Raw genomic sequence first — 26,089 nt, forward strand, 5'->3', positions numbered from 1 at the left:
TACACGTGATGGCTTAAGTATGCAGTCTTCGACGTACCTACCCCCTAACCGCTTTCTGGATGAGTCAACTTTACGTTAGTCTGTTGATTGGGCTGGGTACGTTGGCGAATCCCACTATACCACCGCCCGATTCAGCACAGGTTGCAGTTATTCATGCCCGCTGGCAGGCGCATCGGTTTGTGAGACCCGATTCGTCGTATTGGTACGCCAGGCATTTGTTTGCGCTGACCCAGCAGTCCCGCAAACCTGCCGATCTGGCTCAGGGCTACCTGACGCTAGGCCTCGAAGAACGGGACCGCGGCAATTATGCTGAAGCCCTCAACCACCTGCAACGAGCCTTATCCTACCGCGAGCAGTTGGGCGATCAGGTAGGCGTAGCTACGGTCTACCAGACGCTGGCCCTCACCTACAAGCGCATGGGCGACTCGCAACACGTGGCCGAACTAACCCGGCGAGCCCTGGACTATGCCAACCAGGCCCATGCAACGTTTGTAGCGACGAATGCCCGACCTGCTCAGATTGCCAACGCGCTGAACACCATTGCCATTATTGAGCGCGATCTTAAAAACCTGCCCGCCGCTTACAAGGCCTATCAACGCGCCATCGCACTGCTTGAGCCACTTCAGACGACGATACCGCCACGTGATCTCTCCACGCTCGCGCTGCTGTACGGCAATCTGGGCCAGTATTTCTGCGACATCGGCCAACCCGGATCAGCGCTTGAACACCTGAATAAAGCGCTCGTGCTGAATACGAAGCTGGGCGAAAAAACGGCGCTCGAACATAATAATCGGAACCTGAGCAACGCCTATCAGCGCCTGCACGATTACGGCAAAGCCGTTGACTATGCCGACCGGGCCATTGTGCTCTCGCGGGCCATCAAAGACCCGCATCGGCTCTTCAATACGCTGATGGTCAGCTACAAGGCCTACCGGGGCGCTGGCAATTACCAGCAGGCGCTGGCGATGCTGGAAGAGCAGAAACTGATTGAAGACTCACTTCTTCGCGCCGATAAAAGCCGCCAGATTACGATCATGCAGGCCCGCTTCGATACCGATCGGGCCCGGCAACTGGCCGAAATTACGGCGCAGAAAGATCGCCTGCTGGCCGAAACCCGCACCCGCCTTCAGCTTGAACATGAGGGTGAACTGGCCCGCATCGAAGCCGACAAAGCCCGCGATCTGTCGCGCCTGCGGGCCAAAGCCGATTTTGCCCGGGCCGAGTTGCAAACGCGCTACGACACCGAGACCAATCGGCACCTCATAGAAACCCTCAACGATGAAAACGAGCGCCGCACCCAGCAGGTGGTGTGGCTTAGCATGGGAGCCGGCTTGTTCCTGTTGTTGTCGGGCCTGCTGCTGCTGCTGTATCAGCGCGTCAGGAATAGCCGGGCCGAGGTCCAGCGGCAGTCAGAGCAGCTGAAACTCCTGATGCGCGAACTACACCACCGGGTAAAAAACAATCTGGCTGTCGTCTCCGGCCTGCTCGAGTTGCAGGCTAACCGCATCAGCGATATGCCAGTCCGGCAGGCGTTTGTCGAAAGTCAGCAGCGCGTACAGGCCATGTCGTTGATCCATCAGCGCCTATACCAGTCAGACGCGACAACGCGTATCAACCTGCGGGAGTTTTCGCTCGACCTGATCGGCTTTCTTAGCGACGCCTATGGCTATGCAGACGACGAGCTGACCCGTTCCCTGCAACTCGACATCGACGAGATCGACGTCGACGTGGCGATCCCGCTAGGCCTGATTATGAATGAGTTGCTCACCAACGCCTTCAAGTATGGTTTTCCGCAGGCCAGCCAGCCCAACCTAACCCTGCAACTCTGGCGCGACGACGTTCACCTGTGCCTGCTGCTGGCCGATAACGGGCCGGGCTTCAACACAGCCACCTGGAACAACGCGGGAAAAACGTCTTTTGGTCGCCGACTTATTTACAGCCTGAGCGATCAGTTGGGAGCCCGGCTATCCATCGACACCTCGGCGGGTACGCAGGTTCGGCTTACCATTCCGGCCCATACCTTGCAGGTTGCCTAACCAACAAACGTTGGGCATCGGCCCGCAGGAGTCTGCTGTTTACCCACATTGTCGCGGCAGGAATCGAACATTTTACGCTTATTGTCGACGGCTAACTAGCGATGTACTGCTGCTGGCCTGAAACAACCTGTTTTCTGCCATGATGCTGCTCTCGCCCCCTTACTGGCTTTATTGGCTACTGCCGGGCGGGGTGCTGATACTCATCTGCCTGGCACTGAGCCGTCAACTCCGCCAGGTACGTTACGAACTCAGACGGCAATCAGGCCATATGGCTGTCCTTCAGCGCGAGCTTAGCCATCGGGTCAACACGAATCTGGCCATCACCATCGGCTTGCTCGAACTGCAGTTGGGTCAAACCACCGAGCCGGCCGCCCGGTGGTCGTTACAACAGAGTATCAGTCGAACGCGGTCAGTAGCGCTTTTGCAGGAACGGCTTTATCTGGGTGGGCAGCCAACCGACGTTAACCTTCGTCAGTACGTGTGTAGCCTGTATCAGTCACTGACGCAACAGCCAAAATGCCCTCAATTAGCCCTACAACTCGATACCGACGAACTGAGCGCCGACCTGGCCCTACCGATGGGATTGATTTTGCACGAGTTGCTGACCGACGCCACACACCACGCGGCCCCGCAGCCACCCGCCGTTACCATTAGCCTGAGACAGCAGAACGGCTGGCTGCTGGAACTGCTGGATCAGGGACCCGGACTCGATACCCACCCCACCCGTTGGTCGCGGGCAGGCGTTCAACTGCCAAAGCGGCTTATCGAAAACCTGTCGCAACAGATTGGTGGCGACTGTATGATGCTGCCTGGTCAGGGACTTCATTTTCGTTTACATATCCAACAGTAACTTGGCGCTGGATTGATCAGAAACCGACGCTCCACGACTCAGCCGAGCCCGTCGCTTTCGATTAACGAACAGCTACTTCCTCTTTTTATGAATCTCTTAATCGTTGAAGATGAGGCTATCCTGGCCATGACGCTCTGCGATCACTTGGAATCTGAAGGCTATACCGTGGTTGGCATTGCCAATAATGGCCCTAAAGCCATTGACCTGTTTCGGAACAACGATGTCGATCTGCTCTTGTGCGACATTACTATCAAAGGCGAATTTGACGGGATCGAAACCGCCCGCCGGATTAACGACATCCGCCCCGTACCAGTCATCTATCTGACGGCCTATTCTGATGCGGAAACCGTTGCCCGCGCCAAACAGACGTTTCCGGTAGCGTACCTGACAAAACCCTACAACCTCATGAACCTCAGGCTGGCGATCGACATTGCGATTAACAACCTGAGCCGGACCGATAAAGCCCCGGCAGCCAGCCCACCGGTTGCGACCAGTGGGGAGTCAACCAACCGCGAGTTGATCCTGAAAATGGGACAGCACATTTTCATCAAACAAGGCTATCAATTCATCAAGATCCTTCTCAAGGATATTCAGATTCTGGAAGCCGACGATATCTATACGACTTTCCTGACCGACACCAAGAAGTACTCGCTCCGGCTGTCCTTATCGGCCGTGCTGGAAAAGATCGAGTACCCCTCGCTGGTTCGCGTTCACCGGTCCTACGCCGTTAATACCGAGCGCGTTGATACCTTCGATGATAACGAGATTCGGGTTGGCGAGCGGACCATTCCCCTGGGTCGTCATTTTAAAGAGCAGTTCCTGAGCCGCCTGCATGGCTGAGCCGCAGTAGTCTACAACTCTTGTAGAATAAATTCCACAGATTGGCGATCTTATGGTATACTGTGTTTACCTCATGCTCATGCGGCTATCTGCTACCCTTCTTCGGCTAATCTACTCACAGTTAGGTTGGTAGCCAGCGACTTCAGCCTTTTTTCCTCCTGCAGCATTATGTGGTACAGGATTTGGCTATATATGGCTAAATCAATTTCACTATCACGTTATGAACAAGTTGAACGTCAATCGCAAAGGTATGGTAGCGCTGTTGCTCGCTTCCAGCCTGACCACCAGCGATGTTATGATGAGTTGTAAGTCGGTTAAGCAGAACACCAACAAAACGCAACGCGGTGCGGCCATTGGGGTCGGTGCGGGTGCAGTTGCTGGTGGTGTCATTGGCCGTAAGTCAGGAAATACAGTACTAGGTGCCATTATCGGCGCTACGGTTGGCGGTGCCGCTGGCGCCGTGATCGGTCGCCGTATGGACAAACAGGCCGAAGAGCTCAAACGCGATCTGCCTGGCGCTACGGTAGAGCGGGTTGGCGAGGGTATCAAAATCACATTTGGCTCAGATATTCTGTTCGACGTGAATAAATCGGATCTGAAAGAAGCGACCAAACGGCAGCTCGCCGAGTTTGCTCAGACGCTCGACAAATACCCGGATACGGATGTGTTGATCGAAGGACACGCCGACGCCTCTGGACCTGATGATTACAACCTGAAGCTCTCAAAAGAACGGGCCGATGCGGTAGCCAGCTATTTGAAAAGCGTAGGCGTGAAAGGCGCCCGTCTCGATGAGAAAGGCTATGGCGAATCGCAACCGGTTGCGGATAATAGCACCGAAGCTGGCCGCTCTAAAAACCGCCGGGTCGATATCGCCGTATTTGCTAATGACAAGATGAAGCGCGACGCCAAAGACGGCAATATCGAATAACAAATAAGTTCACCAGTTACCATTTATTGACTCGTTTAAGTCGAAATAAATTCGAATAAAGTAGACAATGAACGGTAACTGGTAAACGTTAACTTAGTAGCGTAGTCATGGCAACGGCAACACTCGACGATCAGGAAAAAAAGGAGGTATATAGCGAGTTCAACGAAGTCGTTAATATGTCGGCCACCACACTGGAAAAGTGGCTGGATACTGCTGAATCGAAGAAGGTAGGCCAAAAAGACGATGACGACGCAGAATCAGTGGGGCATCAGTCAGGGAAAAAGATCATCAAGATTCTGAACAAGAAAAAGGATGATTTGACCAGCGACGACTACGCCCATATGCGTAAAGTGATCAGTTATGTGCGCCGCCATTCGGCTCAGAAACCCCATGAGGTGGAAGGCAGTAACTGGCTTTTTTCGTTAAAGAACTGGGGGCATGATCCTCAGAAAAGTTAGTACTCGCACAAGGTAGGCAAAAAGGTGGCTATCAAGAAAAGCTGCCAGTAGCTCAATTTTTAGCTTTTTGTGGTTTTACAGGCAGTTTTCCTATAGAGTATCCATTTTTCATTTTACATTGTGCAATCAATAATCAACGTTATGAATGTTAAAGAAACACGAGGTGAAATCCTCGACCAACTGAACAAGTTGCTGACAAGCGCCCACGACGCCGAGAAAGGCTATCAAGAGGCTGCTGAGAACGTTAAAGACGCTGAATTGAAGAGCCTGTTTCTGGCTCAGTCGCGGGAACGCGCTGAATTCGGTCAGGAGCTTGATCGCGAAATCCGCGCATTGGGCGGCGATCCGGAAGGTGGCACCAGCCTGGCCTCTGATCTGCACCGTGCCTGGATTAATATCAAAAGTGCCGTATCGGGCAGTACCGACAAAGCTGTAGCTGAAGAATGTCAGCGTGGCGATGCCGAGGCCCTTGACGAATATAGAGATGTGCTTGAGCAGACCGACATCGCGGCTAGTACCCGTGAGTTGCTGCTTCGCCAGAAGAGTAAAGTCGAGTCGGCCCATGCAACAATGGGACGCTTGGCTTTGGTAGTGTAGTGAATGGTGGGATCGGAAAGCCTGCACTCTGTGAGTGCAGGCTTTTTTGTTTTAGGGGTTTTCAACATCGATCCCGAGAAGCAGGAGTACTCGCCTGATTTTTCGTAAGAATGCCAAAAAGGCTGGTTGCCGCCCAAACAATGGTGCTTTCACGGCGGTTTATTTATTGGTAATTTCTACCAAGTCTTCAACCGTTATGATTACACATAAAATGGCTTCGGCGCCTACCATTCCGTCGCGGCCCGGCCAGCCCTACCCGCTGGGTGCCACTGTCGACGAACAGGGCGTCAATTTTTCCATTTACAGCAAGCATGCCACTGGCGTATCGCTTTGCCTCTTCAGCTCGAAACGGGGCGAGCGGGAAACACACCGCATCGAATTAACCGAAAAGACCGAAAATGTCTGGCACATTTACCTGGAAGGCGTTCGTCCCGGCCAGTTGTATGGCTACCGGGTCGATGGCCCTTACGCGCCTGAAGAAGGCCATTATTTCAACGCCAACAAATTGCTACTGGATCCTTACGCCCGCGAAATTCACGGCGCCGTAGGGGGTGAAGTCGATACGCTGGGCTACAACCACGAGAGCGAGGCGGAAGACCGCTACCGCGAAATGAGCGAGGTAGACAGCGGTAAGGTAGCACCCAAAAGCGTGGTGGTCGATTCGGCTGCCTTCGATTGGGGCGACGATCAGGCACCGCACACTCCCATGAACAAGTCGATGGTGTATGAGATGCATGTCAAGGGCTTCACCTTTCAGCACCCCACCATCGATGCCAGCATTCGGGGTTCGTACGCAGCCCTGGGTACCCCCGAAGCTATCGAATACCTGCAAAAGCTGGGCGTTACAGCTGTCGAATTACTGCCCGTGCACCAGTTCACCAACGAAAGCTACTGGGGCTATAACAGCATCGGTTTTTTTGCCCCCCACAATGGCTACGCTTCCAGCGACAACGTGGTGAACGAGTTCAAGCAGATGGTCAAAAATCTGCACGCAGCTGGTATTGAAGTCATTCTCGACGTGGTGTACAACCACACCGCCGAAGGCAACGAAATGGGCCCGACGCTGTCGTTTAAAGGCATCGACAATCGGGTGTATTACCACACCGTGCCCGAGCAGCCTCAGTTCTATATGAACCACACCGGCACGGGTAACACCTTCAACCTCACGCATCCGCAAACGCTTCGAGTCGTGATGGACAGCCTGCGTTACTGGGTACAGGAAATGCACGTCGATGGGTTCCGGTTCGATCTGGCCTCGGCCTTGATTCGCGAGCTTGGCGACTACGTTTCGTCGTTCCTCGATACAGTCAACCAGGACCCCACGCTGAGCCAGGTGAAGCTCATCGCTGAGCCCTGGGACATTGGATCGTACCACGTCGGGCAATTTCCGGTACGTTGGTCGGAGTGGAACGGCAAATACCGCGACTGCGTACGGAAATTCTGGAAAGGCGACGAAGGGCAGGCCCACGAAATGACATTACGCCTGCTAGGTAGCCCCGATCTTTACGCCAACGGGCGCGGCCCCGGCAACAGCGTAAACTTCATCATTGCCCACGACGGATTTACGCTCAATGATCTGGTTAGCTACAACGAGAAGCACAACGAGGCCAACGGCGAAAACAACAACGACGGCGAGAGCAACAACGAAAGCTGGAACATGGGCGTAGAAGGCCCAACCGACGACGCCGATATTAACGCCGCCCGTGAACGGCAGAAGCGCAATTTCATGACGACGCTGCTGCTGAGCCAGGGAGCACCGATGTTCATGATGGGCGACGAATACGGACGTACCCAGCACGGTAACAATAACGGCTACAACCAGGATAGCGACATCAGCTGGTTTAACTGGAATTGGGAAGAGAAGAATCAGCAACTGTTCGACTATGTGAGTCAACTGGCGCAGGTACGTCTGAAATACCCGTTGCTGAGCCGCCGCAAATTCTACGACACAGAACAGATCGACTGGCTCCGGCCCGACGGTGAGGTGTTCACCGAACAGGATTACGCCAACGGTGACACTCGTTGCCTCGCACTCTGGATCGACGGGGCACGGGTCGATGAGCAGGATGAATCAGGTACGTTCCTCAACGAAACGAAGGAAGGCGGTTCTAAACTGCTTTGGATTCTGAACAGCTACTGGGAGCCGATTCCGTTTACGCTACCGGCTCCGCATAAATCACGTACACACTACGAGGTGATTGTGGATACCTACAACGGCACCGTCGAAAGCGGCGCTCGTGTGGATGTTAAAGAACCGTTCATCGTACCCGAGCGGTCGTCGATCCTGCTACGGATGGTGTAATAGTAAAGCGTGAAAAGCAGAACGCGTGAATGAGAGCCTGACGCAAGGCCTCTCATTCACGCGTTCTGCTTTTCACGCTTTCGCCAACGTCCATTCCTGAAGTTGAATGGGGGCTTTCTGGAGTGCGTTGTAAAGGGCTTTATCGTCGCGAAACGTGAGCTGATCGAGCGTTACGTATTCAATGTGCGCCGTAAACGTATCAGGTTCGTAGGGCCAGGGATCGACGCCTAAAGTGCCATTGGGTCGTTGGAAGACATAGTAGTGCTGCCCGTCCGGCCCAACGCTGATTTCCAGGCGGCGTCCTTCGGGTGGCACCTGATTCTGACACAGAATAAGCGAGAATGCATCACACCACTGCACAAAATCGTAGGCATACCGCACGACGGCTTCCGAAACGCCGTACTGTTTCCGCCACGACTGCTGATTTTCAACCTGCTGATCCAGGCAGTTGTCTAGCTCTGCGTTCTTGCCCCGCTTCTCTTCGTACAGAAACGTGATGTGCATCGACTCCATCAGCGCGTTCCAGCGGCTTTTCTGGAGGGCGATGGTGATCATGTTCTGCATTTGCGACACCGAGTAGTCTAGCACCTGAAAATGCCTGGGAGCACCTGCTTCGGTCAGGTGGTTACGACCTTCATAAGGGTCTTGCCCGTCGTCGTGTTCCGTGAGGGCGATAAGCGTTTCGGGCCAGCGCTCGGGGCGTTTGTCGGCCTGCCAGTGGAGGGCCAATTGGAAGGCCAATAACGCATGAGCGGGCTGGTGGATAACCTCCCAGCCCGCATCAATAAGTCGGGTGATCATAGGAAGAAAGAGAAAAGGGAGGACGGAGACGAGGGGGCAAGAAGGAGGCTTAGTTATGTTCTACGAACAACAGTTAGTCTGCCTCTTCCTTGCTTCCTCGCCTCTGTCCTCCCCTTCCTCTTTTGGTTTACAGGCTCACCTTTACGTTTTCGCCTTCTTTGTAGGTATCGCCTGTGACGGCAGCGCGGGCCATTTCGAACAACCGCACGATGCGGCTATCGTTCGAGTCCCAGTACTCGGCCAGTTCAGCCCGTACTTTCAGCAGCGTCAGTTCGGGATCGTCTTTGCCTTTGGGGAACCAGGGTTTAGCCATATCCGACCAAAGTTCGTCGATTTTGGCCCGGTCGTCCAGCTCCTGTGACGTACCTGAGATCGACACGTAGTCGGCGTCAGACACATCCGCAAAGCTCAGGTTCACCTTGTTTTCATTGTGCTGAATCTGGTCGACTTTGGGCGATGATTTCTGCGTAAAGAACCAAAATGTTCCGTCGGCATCCATCTGCATGCAAGCCATCGGGCGGCTTACCAGATTACCCTGCTCATCGACAGTCGTCATCATCGCGATACGGATGTCTTCGACCATCTCCTTTACTTTTTCCAGTTGGGGGTTGTGTTGTGTTTGGGTTTCCATAACGTTGGGATAAAAAAAGTTTGACGTTCAGTATTTACAGTTTGGCGCTGTCCCATCCTCTTGACGAGGTAGACGAAACACTAAACCATAAACACCAAACGTCAAACAAATGATTTATTAGTTATACAGCGCGTCGCGAAGATCGATGCCGTAGAACAGCGAAGCCGGGGTCGACTGGGTCGGCATGGCGGGCTCGTCGCTCGTCGGCATCGACAGGATTTTCGAACAGCTCAGGATCGTCTGCTGGCACATGGCGTACACCTGCTGCGCCCGCTCCGATGTAAACTGTTGCGCCTCACCAGCACATTTTTCGCACACGTCGATGCAGGCTTGGGCCAGCAACCGGGTGTTTTCCGAGCCGCGCACATAGAGCATAGCTACCTGACGGCACAGATCGGCACAGTCGAGATTCAGGAAAATGAAGCGGTACCAGTTTTCGATGTCATTTGAGCGCGATGATTCCGTGGCGGTTTCGTCGCAAAGGGCTGCGCAGCCGGTCAGTGTGTCGTAAATGGCTTTATTCCAGATCATGATGAGGTTTTGGGTTTACGCCTGTTGGAGTGAAAAAGTAGACGATAACAACGATACCTCGGTAGCGAGCTGCGCTTTAGCCTGGCGCCGCGCTTCAATGATACTAAGCTGAATAGCCTCCTGCCGATCCATGTTCTCGCGAGCCATGAGTGCGTTAGCGATCTCGATAGCTTTGGCTCGTGTGCTCGGACTTAGCGAGCGCATGGGAGCAGGGAAGTGGGTAGGGGTCCAGTTCATGAGTCTCATTGGCGTATCGTTGTCTTATTTAATAAGCTGGCGTAGAAATATTATGCCAAATACAGATCCGATACGGCCAATTGGATTAAGGGCGGGGTTTGTTTGCTCACTATCAGTCAGTTATTCCCTGGCAGAGGCCGAATTAATTTTCTGGCGAGTATGGAGGCGGGGAACAGGTGTAGAAATTTATTCCCACATTACTCAACACAAAATTCCCCGACTGTGGAAGGTCGGGGAACGTAATGAGCCTCAATTAATAGGTTGCAAGGGGCGACTCCGCTGACGTTCGCTATGCATCAGACGAATGCCCCGTAGGAAAGTCATTCCAGGTGCCAAATTTTCGGCTTAGTTCGCGTCAAGGGCATCCACGCGGTCATCCACGCCGTCTTTCACTTCCTCGATCGCTTTTTTGGTTTTCGGCCAGCTCGTGGCCGTCACCTGATCCAGTTCCTTGAGCAGGCCCGCAATGGTAGCCCGTTCCTTTTTCAGCGTGCTGATACCCGTCGTTAGCTTGGTACGGTCACCTTTGCCGTCTTTCATATCACGCTCATACTTGGCCGTCTTCTCGTCGATGTCTTCCATCTCGGCGTTCAACTCCTTCCGCATATCGTCGCGGTCGGCATCCCAAGTCTTCTTGAAGTCGGCACGGGCCGAATCGAGGTCGGCCTGCTTGTCCATAACCTCTTCTTTGGTGCCTCCCTCCTCCTGCGTGTTGATGACCTCCTGTTTGGCTTCGGCAACATCCTCCGCTTTGTTTTCAGTTTTCGATTCGCAACTCAGCTGGAACGTACCCAGCAGCAGGGCCAGCGCGGTGGCCGCATACATAGTCTTGTTCATAACGTTTTGTGTTTGGCTAGTAAAACCGTCGAAAAGCGAGAAAGTTGGCGAAAGCCTTTTACGATGAGGGTCCTGAGCACACAGAGAACGCCCAACCAACTCAGCGTACTCAGTGCCTCTGTGGTGAAAGGCGTCCGGTCTTTTTTCGTATCTTTGTGTTCTGATTCTTAGAAAAATACTAAATGAACCGCGAGCAGGAAATTGCCCGTCGGCGCACGTTCGCCATCATCAGCCACCCCGACGCCGGCAAAACCACACTGACCGAAAAACTGCTGCTCTTTGGCGGAGCCATTCAAACCGCCGGGGCTGTCAAATCCAATAAAATCAAGAAATCGGCGACTTCCGATTTCATGGAAATCGAGAAGCAACGGGGTATCTCGGTGGCTACCTCGGTGATGACCTTCGATTATGAAGGCAAAAAGATAAACATCCTCGATACGCCCGGCCACAAAGATTTTGCGGAAGATACGTACCGGACACTCACCGCCGTCGACTCCGTTATTCTGGTTATCGACTGCGTGAAAGGCGTAGAAGAACAGACCGAACGGCTCATGGAAGTGTGCCGGATGCGCGACACGCCGGTGATTATCTTCGTGAACAAACTCGACCGCGAAGGCCGCAACCCGTTTGACCTGCTCGACGAGCTGGAGGAGAAATTAAACATCCGGGTACGTCCCCTTACGTGGCCCGTTAACATGGGTTCCGACTTCAAGGGGGTATATAGCCTCAACGAAAAAAAATTATATTTCTTCCGCGTCAACAAAACGAAGGTGGAAGACGACGTGCTGCCGATAGACATCGACACGCCTCTGCTCGACGAAAAAGTAGGTGACCGCGACGCCGCTCAATTGCGCGAAGACGTGGAGCTGATCGAGGGCGTGTATGATACGTTCGACATCGAGGCCTATCGGGCCGGTAAGCTGGCTCCGGTTTTCTTCGGATCGGCCGTCAATAATTTCGGGGTGAAGGAACTGCTCGACGGATTCTGCCAGATCTCACCGGAACCCATTGCCCGCCCCACCGACAAGCGCGTTGTGGAGCCCGAAGAGAAGAAGTTCAGCGGCTTCGTATTCAAGATCCACGCCAACCTCGACCCGCGCCACCGCGACCGGATCGCCTTCCTGCGGGTTTGTTCGGGACTGTTTGAGCGCGGCAAATTTTACCACCATACCCGCCTCGACAAAGACGTGCGGTTTGCTTCGCCCTTCAGTTTCATGGCCGACGCCAAGGCGGTGGTTGAAGAAGGGTTCCCCGGCGACGTAATCGGTCTATACGACACAGGTACGTTCAAAATCGGCGATACGTTGACCGAAGGCGAAGACCTGCAATTTGCGGGCATTCCGAGCTTTTCGCCCGAACTGTTCAAGGAGTTGATTAACCTTGACCCGATGAAATCCAAGCAATTGGATAAAGGGATTCAGCAGCTTACCGACGAAGGCGTGGCCCAGTTGTTCACGCTGGCACTCGGCAACCGGAAGATCGTCGGGACGGTGGGTGAACTGCAATTTGAGGTGATTCAGTACCGGCTCGAGCACGAATACGGTGCCAAATGCCGCTGGGTTCCCATGAACACGAGCCGCGCCTGCTGGATTACGTCGGACGATAAAGTGAAGCTGAACGAGTTTATCCGGCTCAAAGGCAATCAGATCGGTTATGACAAAGACCAGAATCCGGTGTTTCTGGCCGAATCGGACTGGATGCTGCGCATGAACCAGGAAAACAACCCCGATATCACGTTCCACCAGACGTCGGAGTTCAAGACGGAAATGGCCTAAAGTAAAGTTTATCTTAAAAACGAAAAAGGGCAGCGTTTCGAAACGCTGCCCTTTTTCGTTTTTAAACGATTCGTTCGGGTTCACCGTCCAGATTGTAGATATACGTATCCAGGTCATCCTTGAGGCTATCGGGCGTGATGCCCATGTCTTTGATAGTGCCGCGTTCCAGGTCATACACCCAGCCATGCACGCGCGGATAGCCCGTTTCGGCCTGCGACCGCTGCACAAACGAGAACTTCAGCACGTTGAGGCACTGTTCCCGCACGTTCAGTTCGACCAGGCGTTTGAAGCGCTCGGTTTCGTCGTCAATGGCCATCAACTCGTCTTTATGAAGCCGACGCACATCCTTGATATTGCGCAACCACACCCCGAGTGTGTTGAACTTGTTACGCGTCATGGCGGCGGCCACCCCACCACAGCCGTAGTGCCCACAGATGATGATATTCTTCACCTTCAGGTTCTCTACGGCATACTGCACAACGGCCATCGAATTGACATCGTTGTTGGGAATGAGATTGGCGATATTACGATGAACAAAGACTTCACCCGGCCGCACACCCAGAAACGTTTCCGGTTGTACCCGACTATCGGAGCACCCAATGTACAGGAAGTCGGGCGACTGCTGCAACGACATCTCTTTGAAGTAATCTGGGTCTTCCTGAAGGCGTTGTTCAACGTACTTTTTGTTGTTCTCGAATACGCGCTGATATAATTCCATCCGCAAGGGCTATTGGTTAAAAACAGATTAATAACTCGACTATGCACCAATTGGTTTGTGGGGCAAATTAAACATATTAGCTCAATGGCAACAACCGGTTGATGAAGTCTGCTATGGCGATCACCAGTTCAAACTGCCGGTGAAGTCCTGTCTGTGCCTACTCGGTTCCGGCGCATTTTTTGTAGCTTAGACAACTGATTTTTATACGTGCCGACGTTATGCGTTCAACGCTACTAATCCTCTGCCTATTAACCGGTTGTTTTTTAGCTCGCGCCGCACCCCGGGGGCTCGTTTTTATTGAAAATAAAGGCCAGTGGCCCGCCGACGTGCGTTTCCGGGCCGACCTTCCCGGCGGCTTTCTCTTCCTGAAAACCAACGGTCTCCACTACGCATTTTACGACACCCGCGAAACAGCCCGCCGCCACGCCACCGCTCCCAGCAACGAGCCGGTTTCGCCCACTATTCGGGCGCATGGCGTGCTGGTTACACCCGTTGGTAGCGCCGGGGCATCACAAATTGTGGGATCAAAACCCGTCGAAACAACCTTCAGCTACTTTTCGGGCGATGACCCCAGCCGGTGGGCGGGCGGGGTACGTGGTTTTGCCGAGGTACGTTACCATAACCTGTACCCCGGCGTCGATCTGCGCATCTACGCCTATTACGAAACCCTTAAGTACGAATTCATTGTGCAGCCGGGCGTCGATCCGGGCCAGATTCGGCTGACTTACGACGGGGCCGACGCACTCGACCTGTCCAACAATCGGCTGACGGTGCGGACCTCCGTGACGGAGTTTCGTGAAAATGCGCCTTACAGCTTTGTTACCCGCGGTCAGCACGTTACAGAAGTACCCACCCGCTGGGCGCTGGATGGGCAGACGGCGCGGTTTGTTTTCCCGAACGGCTACGACAACACCCAAGCGCTCACCATCGATCCTGAGCTCCTTTTCGTTACGTTTTCGGGTTCACGAGCTGATAATTTTGGTCACGCGGCTACCTACGATGCCGACGGCAATACCTACGTGGCGGGTTCGGTCTGGGGTACGGGGTTCCCTACGACCCGGGGCGCGTTTCAGGTCAGCTACGCCGGACAAACCGATGTGGGCATCATGAAATTTTCGGCCGATGGATCGCAGTTGATCTATGCCACGCAACTGGGCGGCTCGGGTACCGACCTTCCCCACAGTATCGTGGTTAACAGCAAGGGCGAATTAATTGTGATGGGCAGTACTGCCTCGGGCGATTTTCCCGTCACCGCCAATGCCTACAAGTCGCGGCTGATCTCGCAGGCAGGGATTGTAGCCAACGTATATAGTGGTTATCTGACCTACACGTTGGGTAGCGATCTGTTTCTAGCTCGACTAAACGCCGCAGGTACGTCTCTTATCGGCAGCACCTTTGTGGGAGGCAGTAACCACGATGGGCTAAATCTGTACGGACTGGCGGGCTCGGTTCAAAATTATTCCGACGAATTTCGGGGCGAAGTCATTGTGGGGCCAGCCGACGAATTATACGTGGCCAGCACCACCCAATCGACCGATTTCCCGGTCACGGATGGCTCTACTCAGAAAGGTATCACTGATGGTATCGTGTTCCGGCTTTCGGCTGATCTATCAACACTCGACTGGGCTACCCGCCTCGGTGGTTCTCAACTCGATATGGCGTTTGGACTGCGGTTGGCCAAGTCGGGCGCATTGTATGTGTGCGGTACGACCTACAGCACTGGGCTAGGTACGTCGGGAGCGCTACAAACCCAGCTGGCGGGCGTAAATGACGGCTACGTAGCCCGGCTCGGCAGCGCCGACGGAAAACTCACGGCGTTCACGTACCTGGGCACGGGTAGCTCAGATGTTGCCAGCCTGATCGACATCGGCCCGAACGAACAGCCGCACGTCTATGGCCTTTCCAAAGGACGGTACCCCGTTACGGCGGGCGTCTACAGCAATGCCGGCAGTGGACAGTTTATCCACGCGCTTAACGCTGACCTCTCTAAAACCATCTTCTCGACCGTGTTTGGCTCGGGTCGGGCCGGGCCCGACATTTCGCCAACGGCCTTTCTGGTGAACACCTGCGGTAACATGTATGTAGCGGGCTGGGGCGGGCTGGTTAACACGAGTCGTAACTTCAACCCCAACAGCAGCACCAACGGCATGCCCACCACCGCCGACGCCTACAAGCGCACCACCAACGGCAGCAATTTCTGGCTAGGCATTATCGAGCAGGGGGCGAAGTCGTTCCTGTACGGCACCTTCATGGGCGATACCACCCCGGCCGACTCGGTCCGCGATGGTGATCATATCGACGGGGGTACTTGCCGCTTCGATCCATACGGCACCATCTACCACGCTGCCTGTAGCTGCCGGAGCAACCGGTTTCCCGCCTCGGCGACAGCCTGGTCTAAAACGCGGGGCAACGCCAACTGCAACAACATTGCCTTCAAGTTCGACACCGATCGCCTGCAAGCCGGATTCGACACCTACGAGGGTAGCCGCAAAAACGTAGTCGAAGGCTGCACGCCCCTTACGCTCAGCCTGCAAAACACCAGTGTGGGCGGCAAACGCTACGAGTGGGTGATCAATGGCAAAGTGGTCTCAAATGACCCCAACCGGGCCACGTATACGTTCGACAAAGCCGGTACGTACCCGGTCATCATCCGCGCGTACAACCCACTCAACTGCAAGCTCGTTGATTCGACCACGCGGCTGATCAAGGTATCTCCGGCCGATTTCCGGGTCAGTAAAGACACCGTTCTCTGCGCGGGCAAACCCGTTTCGCTCACGGCGCAGGGCGGCCTAACGTACCTGTGGACAACGGGCAGCACCTCGGCATCGGCCATTACCACACCCACCGCCGCCAGTATTGTGGTTGTCGCGCAGACCTCGACCACCTACAGCGTATCGATGACCAACGAAGCGGGTTGCTCCACCAACCGCACCGTCACGGTCAGGGCCGACAACTCGTTTGCACCGAAAATTGAGGTATCTGGCAAATCAGACTGCACAACGCCCACCGTATTGACGTTCCAGAATAACACCGTCGGGGCCGACCGATTTGTGTGGTCGATGGGTAACGGCGACACGCTGCGCACCCGGCTACCCGTTACGTATCAGTACCCGAAATCAGGGCAGTACGAAGTAGTGGTTACGGCCTATAAACAGGATTGTGCGCTGACGCAGCGGGTGCCGGTCACCTACGAAAATTTTGGCCCGCTGCCCAACGTGGTGACGGCCAACGACGACGGCAAGAACGATGTCTTCGACACACGCCTGACGGGGGCCAGACTGGAAATTTATAACCGCTGGGGTCGCCTGCTCTTCGCGACCGACAATTACCAGAACAACTGGGGCAGTAAAACCCCGCATGGCACCTATTTTTACCTGCTAACCACGCCCGGTGGCAGCCAGTGTAAAGGCTGGATACAGGTATTGGAATGAAGATTTGGAGTTTACTGTTTGATGTCTGAAGTTTGACAATCAAACAGCAAGTAAAAGCCATCAACCAGATAAACAACGCATGAAACTCATCGCCATCCTCGCCCTGTCGCTGGGCCTGACCTACGGAGCCACCGCTCAGGATTCATACCACGGAAAAAAGATTTCTGAGAAAGGTGCCGTTCCGGCAGCGCAGCTCGCCAGCAATCTGGGCAACAAATCAGAAGCAAAAGCCAAGGTAGAAGGAACGGTCGAGTCGGTTTGCCAGATGAAAGGCTGCTGGATGAAACTCAAAACCACCGATGGGCAGACCATGCGCGTGACGTTCAAAGATTACGGTTTCTTCGTTCCGAAAGATATTTCGGGCAAAACCGTAGTGGTGGAAGGCGTAGCCAAACAAACGACGACGCCCGTTTCGGAACTGCGCCACTATGCCGAAGACGCGGGTAAAAGCAAAGAAGAGATTGCCAAAATCACCGAGCCCGAGAAAGCCATCACCTTCGTGGCCGACGGCGTAATTGTGAAAAAATAACCAGCAGGTTTTGGGAGGTGACGCCATGTTACCGTTATCCGCTAAAAAAAAGCAACGGTTTATTACAACCTCGCCGCAGTGGGGTGAGTCTAGAAAACGAGTCGGATCACAACGCCGCCTCGTTTTTTTTATCGCATCAATTCACAAATACGACATGAACCGTCCCTTACAACTAGCCGCGGCGTCTCTGTTTGCTTCGGCCACCCTCTTCCTAGCCTGTAACAATTCATCGACAGCCCCCGCCCCCGCTGATCAGGTCAAACTGGCCCTGAATCAGTCAGGGCGTCTCTCGTCTGGCATAACCGTCAAAGTAGACTCGCTCTACGACAGCCGCTGTCCGCTCAATGCCAGTTGTATCTGGAGTGGTAACGTTATTCTGCGGGCGGCGCTAACCAAAGAAGCTGAAACCAAAGCGGTACGGCTGGTATTGGGACCCGACCTGGACAATCCAACCAACAAACGCCCTGATTCGACGGGGGTTGTGCTGGGGGGGACAACCTACAAAGTAGTGCTTCGGGAGGTAACGCCCTACCCTGGCTCAGGGTCTGCTGAACCGACGAAGGCGCTGGTAGAGGTAGTAGCGCGTTAGGCAGCAAACCACTTTTTATTATCTTCATGGCCGCAGCTCATTTGGGCTGCGGCTTTTGTTTGCAACAACCGCTCTATGAAGAAACAGTACGTACCCAGCCCCACCGGCCGAATCAAAACCGCTATCTGTTTTATGGGTGCCTGCCTGCTGGCGTCGCCCCTGCTGGCGCAACCCGCCCGCACCCTGCTACATTGCGGGAATCTGTTCGTCGGCACCACCAACGACCTGCAACGTGACATGACCATCGTGGTCGAAGGCAACAAAATCGCCGCCGTGCAACGCGGCTACACTACCCCGGCGGCGCAGGATCGGGTGATCGACCTGAAAAACAAAACCGTATTGCCGGGGCTGATCGACATGCATGTGCACCTGGAAATGGAGACCCGGCGCGGCGGAGCCATCGACCGATACACACAGAACGTACCTGACATGGCCTATCAGGCGGCCAAATATGCCAAAACGACCCTGCTGGCGGGCTTCACCACTGTGCGTGATCTGGGCGGGTCGGGCGTCAACATCGCCCTACGAAACGCCATCAACCGCGGGCTGACCGACGGACCACGAGTGCTGACGGTGGGCAAATCCATCGCTACGACGGGTGGCCACGCCGACCCCACCAACGGTAGCCGCCGCGAACTGATGGGCGACCCCGGCCCGGCAGAGGGGGTAATTAATGGTCCCGACGAAGCCCGCAAGGCCGTTCGGCAACGCTACAAAGAAGGGGCTGACCTGATCAAGATTACGGCAACGGGCGGCGTGCTGAGCAACGCCAAAGACGGGCAGGGGCCGCAGTTCAACGAAGAAGAGTTGAAAGCCATCGTGGAAACGGCCAAAGACTATGGCTTTCCTGTCGCCGCCCATGCCCACGGCGCCGAGGGCATGAAACGAGCCATCCGCGCCGGAGTGCAAACCATCGAGCACGGCACGCTCATGGACGACGAAGCCATCGAACTCTTCAAGAAACACGGCACCTACTACGTACCCACGATTATTGCCGGCAAAACCGCCGCCGACTCCGCCCGGATGTTTGGCTATTACCCCGCGCTGGTAGTACCCAAGGCGCTGGCCATTGGCCCGAAAATCCAGGCAACGTTTGCCAAAGCCTACAAAGCGGGTGTCAAGATCGCCTTCGGCACCGACGCGGGCGTGTATGTTCACGGCTACAACGCCAAAGAGTTTGAGTACATGGTCGAAGCGGGTATGCCGCCGGTCGAGGCCATCCGGGCAGCACTGATGACCAACGCCAAACTGCTGGGCATGGATACGCAGATCGGCTCTATCGAACCCGGCAAATTTGCCGACATCATTGCCGTCGACGAAAACCCCATCCAGAACATTAAGACCCTGCAAAGCGTCCGGTTCGTGATGAAAGACGGCAAGCAGTACAAATAAGAGCCTATGCCTGATACTACGTCATCCTCGTTGTCGCCCGACGAGCAGGACAAACTACGCGAACTGACCACCCAGAGCTGGAACCTCGAACTGGCCATTTCGGGTGTCGCGATGTTTGCCATTCTGCAACTGCCCGACCTGCTCGACTCGGCCTTCAGCTACCTGCAACACAATTTCCTGCTCAATACAGAGGGGCCGCCGCTTATGCTCTTATCGCTGTCGTACAGCATGATCCGGGCAACCTTCTACGTACTCTTTGCCGCTTTCCTGGCCAATTTCGTGATGCGGGCTTTCTGGGTTGGATTGGTCGGGCTGCTGGCTGTGTATCCGTCGGGTATTCATTACGACCGAATTCCATTCTCGACGCCGTATGCCCAGCAACGGATGGCCGACGAGCTCGGTCCTCTCGACCGCTACATCCTCTGGCTCGACAAGCGATGCAACATTGTCTTTGCGCTGGCCTTTCAGTTTGTGTTTTTCCTGATCATAATCGGGATGGCCTATGTTCTGGGGCTGATCAGCTACTTGGTCGTGCAGCCCAATGTCCCGGCGGCGGTCTGGCAGGGCATCAAGATTGGGGTGAGCGTGTTGGGGGTGAGTTTCTACGTAGCGCTGATTGTCTTAAGCCTGAAAAAGGTGAAGGAGCATCCAACAGGCATGAGAGTACATTACCGGCTAGTGAAAGCCTCCCAACTGCTATTTATGGGTGCCTATCGGCCTTCGTCGTACATCACGAACACGTTCTACAGCCACATTCCCAAGCAGCGCTTTGCTCGCACCTTCGCCATCTTTATGACGGTATTCGCGGTGGTATTTCTTGTCGAATACACTGTCGATCAGGCAAGAGGCAACCGCCGCAGCTCCGCTTTTAACAGACGCCACCTGTACTCCGCCCGTGTGGATAGCCTCTTTGTCGACCCCGGCGCTTACGATAACCAACGCCCAGAAGGTGAACTGGTTGATGTAGCGTCTATTCAGGCCGACGTGATCCGGGAGCCCTATCTACGGCTGTTCATTGCTTACCCAAGAGCCCTCGATACGCTGCTGACGCGCCTTGCCCCGGAGCCGGTCTGGCCCGATTCCCTGTCGAGGACGGAACGCCGCCGCCAACACGCCGTTTGGAGTAAGCAGCAAATTAATCAGCTCATCAGGCTGACGGTCAACGATTCGGTGTTCAGCAAGACCGAGTTGCTCTTTTCTCAAGCGGGTTCGACGCAGCAGCGCGGCTGGCAGACGGTACTCGTTCCGGGCAACCTCGTCAAAGGCCGTAACCAGCTTCGGATAGGCATTCAACGCCCCGGACAGCCCATCCCCGACGAGCTTACCACCATTCCGTTCTGGTACGTACCTGAGCCATAGACATCGTGGGTACGTTGTCGCACCCAGGGGCCGTTTTCTCTGGTGCAGCAAGCGAGTTGTTAACTCTTAGACGGTAAAAAGCACGCAAACGCTCCTTTCAGCGGTATGAATCCCTCTTCTCCCGGCAGTTTTCGCTGGCGTATGGTTGCCCTCTTGTTCGTAGCAACCACGATCAACTACATCGACCGGCAGGTATTGTCCTTCACCATGACCGACGAGTTGTTTCGGAAAGAGATGCTCGGCCTGTCGGTAAATGACGTGCTGACGCAGGAGCGTATCGATCAGTTTCGGGTCGAATACAGCAAGGTGGATTCGGCGTTCAAGTTTGCCTACGCCATTGGGTTTCTGGTGATGGGCTGGCTCATCGACCGGATCGGTACTAAACGCGGCTTCTCGCTGGGTATCGTTATCTGGAGCATTGCCGCCGTGGGTACGTCGTTTGTGCAGTCGCTGGGCGGGCTCAAACTGGCCCGGGTGGCGCTGGGACTGGGCGAGTCGGCCAACTTTCCGGCGGCGGTCAAAACGGTATCGGAATGGTTTCCGCGCCGCGAGCGGTCATACGCCAACGGGCTCTTCAATGCCGGTACCAATGTGGGCATTATCATCACCGCCCTGATTGTTCCTTACCTCATTCTGAACTACGGCTGGCGCAGCTCGTTTCTGGCGACGGGTGTGCTGGCGTTTGTGCTGCTGGCCTTCTGGTGGTTTTCGTATTCGAAGCCCCAGCGCAACGCCCACGTATCGGCCGCCGAGCTGGCCTATATTCGAAGCGACGCCGTCACCGAACCACCTCTGCGCGTTTCCTGGCTGCGGCTGCTGTCGTACAAACAAACCTGGGCTTATGCGATCGGTAAGTTTCTGGCCGACCCCATCTGGTGGTTTTATATGGCCTGGTTACCCGACTTTTTCAACACCAACGAGGCCCTCGACCAAAAGCTCGACCTCAAATCGTTCGGCATTCCCTTCCTGATCATTTACGTCGTGTCGGATGCCGGCAGCATCTTTTTCGGCTGGCTCAGCACGCAGTTTATGAACCGGGGCTGGACGGCCAACCGCGCCCGCAAAACCACCATGCTTATCTGCGCCCTCTGCGTGATGCCGATCATGTATGCCGCCAAGACCAACAGCCTGACGGTAGCTATCGCGCTGATTTCGCTGGCGACGGCAGCGCACCAGGGGTGGTCGGCCAATATGTATACCTTTGCCTCTGACCTGTTCCCGAAAAACGTCACGGCCACCGTCACCAGTATCGGCGGTATGTTTGGGGCGCTGGGGGGTATTCTGCTGGCGCGCTACTCGGGCGATATCATCAACAACCTTGGTTATTACCCACTCTTCATCATCGCGGCCTGCGCTTATTTGCTGGCGCTCTTGCTCATTCACCTTGTACTACCCAAACTGGAACCCGTCACGGCCGACGAACTCGACCCACAGGTGACGCTGGCCCGGTAAACTGATGCAGGCAACGGCGGCTTTCCGTTTTGCCTACAGACCATTGTATGAAAGTTATTACGTTTGGCGAGGTCATGCTGCGGTTGAGTCCGCCGGGCCAGAATCGCTTTAGTCAGGCAACCACCTTCGACATGGCGTTTGGAGGTACTGAAGCCAATGTCGCCGTGGCCTTGGCCCAATGGGGCGTCGATGTGCAGCACATCACCAGCTTTCCCACCAACGCGCTGGGCGACGCCGCCGTGGCCCACCTGCGCAAGGCGGGCGTCGACACACACTATGTGCAGCGGGGTGCCGGGCGGATGGGCCTCTATTTTCTGGAGCACGGCGCCGCAAGCCGGGCCAGTCAGGTTATTTATGACCGGGCCGATTCGGCCTTTTCGCGCCTGACCGCCGATAGCGTCGACTGGGAAACGGTCTTTGTCGATGCCGACGGGGTAGTGGCCGACTGGTTTCACTGGACGGGCATCACACCCGCTATTTCGGCAGGCACGGCCGCCTGTTTGCTGAAGGGGATTGAAACCGCCAACCGCCTGGGCGTGCCCGTATCCGGCGACCCGGTATACCGCAGTAATCTCTGGCAATATGGCCAGACTCCCCAGGAGGTGCTACCCGACCTGACGGCGGGTTGCACGCTCTTGTTGGGCAATGCCGGTCTGTTTGCCTACCTGTATGGCATCGACGCCAGCACCAACGAAGCCGCTGCCCAGGAAATGATGGCCCGTTTTCCGCGCCTCAGGTACGTTACCGATACCGTCCGGGAGTCGGTAAGTGCCTCACATAACCGACTGTCGGCATGGCTGTATGATGGCGCCGAAACAGTGTCGACACTCATTTTCGACGTGCAGCCGATCATCGACCGCATTGGTACCGGCGATGCCTTCATGGCGGGCCTCATCTATGGGCTATTACAAAACGACCAATCCCTGACCGAAGCCCTTACCTTTGGTGTGGCGGCTTCAGTGCTTAAACACACCATTCCCGGCGACGTACTGCTGGCTACCCCGTCGGAGATCGACGACATAGCCGCCGGTAACCTGTCGGGTAAGATTAAACGATAACGTAGTCTCGACGCTCCAGCGTCGGTTGTTTCATTAACAGGCCACCCGGCCTTTGCCGAAGCTGGAGCTTCGGTGCTACGAACGATGACACCTCGCCTCACCGTATACCAGACCATTCTTGACACGCCCGTTGTGCCGGTCTTTTTCCATTCCGACCTCGACACCTGCCGCTCGATTTTACAAACGGCTTACCGGGCAGGCATTCGGGCTTTTGAATTCACCAACCGGGGTGATTTTGCGCACGAACTGTTTGGCGAACTGGTCAAACTGGCCCGGCGCGAGATGCCCGGTCTGGTAATGGGCGCGGGTACCATTCTCGACGCACCCACGGCGGCCCTGTATGTGCAGCTCGGCGCTAATTTCATCGTTGCTCCAACGTTCAGCGAAGAGGTGGCCCGCTTCTGCAATCGCCGCCGGATAGCCTACATGCCCGGTTGCGCTACACTCACCGAAATCAGCCGGGCCGAAGAATGGGGCGTTGAGTTCGTGAAGCTGTTTCCGGGCGATGGCCTGGGACCGGGTTTCGTGAAAGCACTGCACGGCCCCATGCCCCAAACGCGGGTAATGGTCACGGGCGGAGTCGAGCCCACTATTGAGAGTCTGACCAAGTGGTTCAACGCGGGCGTGTCGGCGGTAGGCATTGGTTCTCAACTATTTGCCAAAGAGTTAATTCAGGCAGGTGCGTATACCCAGCTTGAAGAGCAGATACGCCAAACGGTCGATTTTGCGAAGACCCTGCGCCGGTCGTAACGATTTCACCGCTTCCCCCCTATTTTTGTCGTTACGACGATTTTTTACTGGGCCGCTGCGTGTCGGAGGCCCTTAGGTACGTAGTTTGCTGAATGAACCGACTGTCTGCATCACTGGCTCCCGCCCCCACACTTCCCGAACGTGTTCTCCAATTTGGTACCGGCGTTTTACTGCGCGGCCTCGTCGATTACCTGATCGATAAAGCCAACAAGCAAGGTGTATTCAACGGCTCGATCGTTGTCGTTAAATCGACGGGGAACGACGTCAGCGAATTTGCCGAGCAGGACAACCGCTACACCGTCTGGACGCGGGGCATCGAAAACGGTCAGTCCGTCGATCAGTCAACCGTCGTGACGGCCGTTAGCCGGGTGTTGGCAGCCCAGACCCAGTGGGACGATATTCTGGCGCTGGCCCGGAAGCCGTCGCTCCAGGTGATCGTCTCAAACACGACCGAAGTGGGCCTGCAATACGTCGAAGAAAGTCTGTTCGAAAACGTACCCCAGTCGTTCCCGGCCAAATTGACGGCCTTCCTGTACGAGCGTTTCAAAAATGCAGGTGGTTCACGGAAGATGGGCTTAGTTGTGGTGCCTACAGAACTGATCGCCGACAATGGCCTGCGCCTGCGCGAAGCCGTTGAGCGCACCGCCAAACACAACGAACTGGGCAAGCTGTTTATGAAATGGCTGAAGTTTCACGTCCGGTTCTGCAACTCGCTGGTCGACCGGATCGTGACGGGCAAACCCGACAGCGAAACGGCCGCCGCTTTTGCCCAGACTGCCGGCTACGACGATCAACTACTCATTGCTACCGAACCCTATCACCTCTGGGCCATCGAAGGCGACGACCGGGTCAAAAGCATGCTCTCGTTTGCGCAGGCTAGCCCCGACGCCGTCCTCATCGACGAAGACATCAACTTTTACCGGGAGCGCAAGCTACGCCTGCTCAACGGCACCCATACGTTCATGACGCCCCTGAGTTACCTGCTCGGCAACGTGACGGTAGAAGATGCTATGAAGCACCCCAAAATGGGCCCACTGGTGGAGCAGTTGATGCACGACGACATCATTCCGACCATCCCGGCGGATGCGCTGGGCGATGAAGGCCCTACGGCCCTGGCCGACTTCGCCAACGCCGTCCTCGACCGGTTTCGCAACCCCTTCAACGAGCATTTCCTGCTGAACATCACGTTACAGCAAACAGCCAAGATGCAGATGCGAAATGTGGCCACGCTTCAGCGCGCCGTTGCGCTGTCGGGTAACGTACCCGACCGGATGGCCCTTTGCTTTGCAGCGTACCTGCTCTTTATGCGCGCCGCCCGCCAGACCGAAACGGGCGAGTATGTGGGTGAAGTGACCGTGCCGGATGGCGAAGTCGTTTACCCGATTCGTGACGAAAAGGCGGGCTATTTCTTCGAAAAATGGCAGGCTGTAGACTCTAAACAACCCGACACCATCGGTGCGTTTGTGCAGACCGTATTGGCCGACCAATCGCTCTGGCAGGCCGACCTGACCGCGCTGCCCGGCTTCGCAGAGCAGGTGACCACGTACCTGACAACCATGCTGACCAAGGGAGTCAACGCTGCGCTCTAGGCCAGAAACCGACGCTGTAGTGAGGGCGACGGGAGCATACAGGCGTCCCGTTTGCCAAACAGACGATACCGGTTCCGCGCGACCCACCGGTATACCGCATCGCGAATGAAGCGTGGGATGATTCGTAATCCGTAGAGCAGCGGCCACGCCCCACTCAGTTGGCGAGCCACGAGTAGCGCCGCCGTCGATTCGGTGTAGCAACGGCCATCGGCTATATACACAAACGAATCGAACCGGTCGGTGGGAAGGCCAAACTGCCTCAGTAAGGCCTGCCCGGCCACCGATTGTAGCGAGGCAAATCGGAAATAGCCCGACTGATCGTGTCGAATCACGAACTGCACGGCACCGTTGCACAGGTTGCAGACTCCATCGAACAGCAGGACTGGGTGGTTCGTCATG

24 protein-coding genes are annotated in these 26,089 nt (G+C 55.4%); 17 read left to right on the plus strand and 7 right to left on the minus strand.

Annotated features, from left to right (window positions below):
• Positions 1–59: 59 nt before the first annotated feature.
• The 7 genes from ACAW74_RS01365 to glgX all read left to right on the plus strand — a co-directional run bounded on the left by ACAW74_RS01365 (position 60) and on the right by glgX (position 8,011).
• Entirely contained in the window at positions 60–2,036 is a 1,977-nt protein-coding gene (locus tag ACAW74_RS01365) for a tetratricopeptide repeat-containing sensor histidine kinase (RefSeq protein ID WP_370696390.1), read from the plus strand.
• A 139-nt stretch (positions 2,037–2,175) separates the two neighbouring features.
• Positions 2,176–2,886, plus strand: a complete 711-nt coding sequence (locus tag ACAW74_RS01370) for a sensor histidine kinase (protein WP_370696391.1) — start codon at positions 2,176–2,178, stop codon at positions 2,884–2,886.
• Between the two features lie 87 nt (positions 2,887–2,973).
• Complete coding sequence (locus tag ACAW74_RS01375) at positions 2,974–3,726, plus strand: response regulator (protein WP_370696392.1); 753 nt, start codon at positions 2,974–2,976, stop codon at positions 3,724–3,726.
• 220 nt (positions 3,727–3,946) lie between these two features.
• Positions 3,947–4,654, plus strand: a complete 708-nt coding sequence (locus ACAW74_RS01380; RefSeq protein ID WP_370696393.1) for a YiaD family glycine zipper/OmpA-like lipoprotein — start codon at positions 3,947–3,949, stop codon at positions 4,652–4,654.
• Between the two features lie 107 nt (positions 4,655–4,761).
• On the plus strand, positions 4,762–5,112 hold the full coding sequence (locus ACAW74_RS01385) for a DUF3140 domain-containing protein (RefSeq protein ID WP_370696394.1): 351 nt from the start codon (positions 4,762–4,764) through the stop codon (positions 5,110–5,112).
• A gap of 141 nt (positions 5,113–5,253) precedes the next feature.
• Positions 5,254–5,709: a ferritin-like domain-containing protein gene (locus ACAW74_RS01390; RefSeq protein WP_370696395.1), complete on the plus strand. Its 456-nt coding sequence runs from the start codon at positions 5,254–5,256 to the stop codon at positions 5,707–5,709.
• A 196-nt stretch (positions 5,710–5,905) separates the two neighbouring features.
• On the plus strand, positions 5,906–8,011 hold the full coding sequence (gene glgX, locus ACAW74_RS01395) for a glycogen debranching protein GlgX (protein WP_370696396.1): 2,106 nt from the start codon (positions 5,906–5,908) through the stop codon (positions 8,009–8,011).
• A 72-nt stretch (positions 8,012–8,083) separates the two neighbouring features.
• Here the strand turns inward: glgX and ACAW74_RS01400 are convergent, their stop codons facing one another.
• From ACAW74_RS01400 to ACAW74_RS01420, 5 genes are all read right to left on the minus strand, one after another.
• Positions 8,084–8,812 carry a DUF3891 family protein gene (locus ACAW74_RS01400; protein ID WP_370696397.1) on the minus strand — a complete coding sequence of 243 codons (729 nt, stop codon included), beginning with the start codon at positions 8,810–8,812 and terminating at the stop codon, positions 8,084–8,086.
• Between the two features lie 127 nt (positions 8,813–8,939).
• Positions 8,940–9,443 carry a pyridoxamine 5'-phosphate oxidase family protein gene (locus ACAW74_RS01405; protein WP_370696398.1) on the minus strand — a complete coding sequence of 168 codons (504 nt, stop codon included), beginning with the start codon at positions 9,441–9,443 and terminating at the stop codon, positions 8,940–8,942.
• A gap of 117 nt (positions 9,444–9,560) precedes the next feature.
• The gene (locus ACAW74_RS01410; RefSeq protein ID WP_370696399.1) at positions 9,561–9,974 is read right to left on the minus strand and encodes a four-helix bundle copper-binding protein; all 414 of its coding nucleotides are present in this window, start codon (positions 9,972–9,974) and stop codon (positions 9,561–9,563) included.
• A 15-nt stretch (positions 9,975–9,989) separates the two neighbouring features.
• Positions 9,990–10,178 (minus strand): DUF2188 domain-containing protein, encoded by a 189-nt coding sequence (locus tag ACAW74_RS01415; RefSeq protein WP_370696400.1) that lies wholly within the window; start codon positions 10,176–10,178, stop codon positions 9,990–9,992.
• A 378-nt stretch (positions 10,179–10,556) separates the two neighbouring features.
• Positions 10,557–11,048, minus strand: a complete 492-nt coding sequence (locus ACAW74_RS01420; RefSeq protein ID WP_370696401.1) for a hypothetical protein — start codon at positions 11,046–11,048, stop codon at positions 10,557–10,559.
• 182 nt (positions 11,049–11,230) lie between these two features.
• Here ACAW74_RS01420 and ACAW74_RS01425 point away from each other — a divergent pair, with 182 nt between their 5' ends.
• The gene (locus ACAW74_RS01425) at positions 11,231–12,823 is read left to right on the plus strand and encodes a peptide chain release factor 3 (RefSeq protein ID WP_370696402.1); all 1,593 of its coding nucleotides are present in this window, start codon (positions 11,231–11,233) and stop codon (positions 12,821–12,823) included.
• 61 nt (positions 12,824–12,884) lie between these two features.
• Here the strand turns inward: ACAW74_RS01425 and ACAW74_RS01430 are convergent, their stop codons facing one another.
• The gene (locus tag ACAW74_RS01430; RefSeq protein ID WP_370696403.1) at positions 12,885–13,541 is read right to left on the minus strand and encodes a carbonic anhydrase; all 657 of its coding nucleotides are present in this window, start codon (positions 13,539–13,541) and stop codon (positions 12,885–12,887) included.
• A gap of 218 nt (positions 13,542–13,759) precedes the next feature.
• Here ACAW74_RS01430 and ACAW74_RS01435 point away from each other — a divergent pair, with 218 nt between their 5' ends.
• From ACAW74_RS01435 to ACAW74_RS01475, 9 genes are all read left to right on the plus strand, one after another.
• Positions 13,760–16,972 carry a DUF7948 domain-containing protein gene (locus tag ACAW74_RS01435; RefSeq protein ID WP_370696404.1) on the plus strand — a complete coding sequence of 1,071 codons (3,213 nt, stop codon included), beginning with the start codon at positions 13,760–13,762 and terminating at the stop codon, positions 16,970–16,972.
• 79 nt (positions 16,973–17,051) lie between these two features.
• Positions 17,052–17,501, plus strand: a complete 450-nt coding sequence (locus ACAW74_RS01440) for a DUF4920 domain-containing protein (protein ID WP_370696405.1) — start codon at positions 17,052–17,054, stop codon at positions 17,499–17,501.
• A 154-nt stretch (positions 17,502–17,655) separates the two neighbouring features.
• Entirely contained in the window at positions 17,656–18,090 is a 435-nt protein-coding gene (locus ACAW74_RS01445) for a hypothetical protein (protein ID WP_370696406.1), read from the plus strand.
• Between the two features lie 75 nt (positions 18,091–18,165).
• The gene (locus ACAW74_RS01450) at positions 18,166–19,482 is read left to right on the plus strand and encodes a metal-dependent hydrolase family protein (RefSeq protein WP_370696407.1); all 1,317 of its coding nucleotides are present in this window, start codon (positions 18,166–18,168) and stop codon (positions 19,480–19,482) included.
• Between the two features lie 6 nt (positions 19,483–19,488).
• Entirely contained in the window at positions 19,489–20,841 is a 1,353-nt protein-coding gene (locus ACAW74_RS01455; RefSeq protein ID WP_370696408.1) for a hypothetical protein, read from the plus strand.
• A gap of 105 nt (positions 20,842–20,946) precedes the next feature.
• The gene (locus ACAW74_RS01460; RefSeq protein ID WP_370696409.1) at positions 20,947–22,293 is read left to right on the plus strand and encodes an MFS transporter; all 1,347 of its coding nucleotides are present in this window, start codon (positions 20,947–20,949) and stop codon (positions 22,291–22,293) included.
• Between the two features lie 47 nt (positions 22,294–22,340).
• Positions 22,341–23,351, plus strand: a complete 1,011-nt coding sequence (locus tag ACAW74_RS01465) for a sugar kinase (protein ID WP_370696410.1) — start codon at positions 22,341–22,343, stop codon at positions 23,349–23,351.
• 84 nt (positions 23,352–23,435) lie between these two features.
• Entirely contained in the window at positions 23,436–24,101 is a 666-nt protein-coding gene (locus tag ACAW74_RS01470) for a bifunctional 4-hydroxy-2-oxoglutarate aldolase/2-dehydro-3-deoxy-phosphogluconate aldolase (RefSeq protein ID WP_370696411.1), read from the plus strand.
• A gap of 92 nt (positions 24,102–24,193) precedes the next feature.
• On the plus strand, positions 24,194–25,690 hold the full coding sequence (locus tag ACAW74_RS01475) for a tagaturonate reductase (RefSeq protein WP_370696412.1): 1,497 nt from the start codon (positions 24,194–24,196) through the stop codon (positions 25,688–25,690).
• Here ACAW74_RS01475 and ACAW74_RS01480 read toward each other — a convergent pair.
• Entirely contained in the window at positions 25,687–26,088 is a 402-nt protein-coding gene (locus ACAW74_RS01480; protein WP_370696413.1) for a thiol-disulfide oxidoreductase DCC family protein, read from the minus strand. The genes ACAW74_RS01475 and ACAW74_RS01480 overlap by 4 nt on opposite strands.
• Position 26,089: the final 1 nt, after the last annotated feature.

The organism is Fibrella musci, assembly GCF_041321105.1.
Classification (GTDB): domain Bacteria; phylum Bacteroidota; class Bacteroidia; order Cytophagales; family Spirosomataceae; genus Fibrella; species Fibrella musci.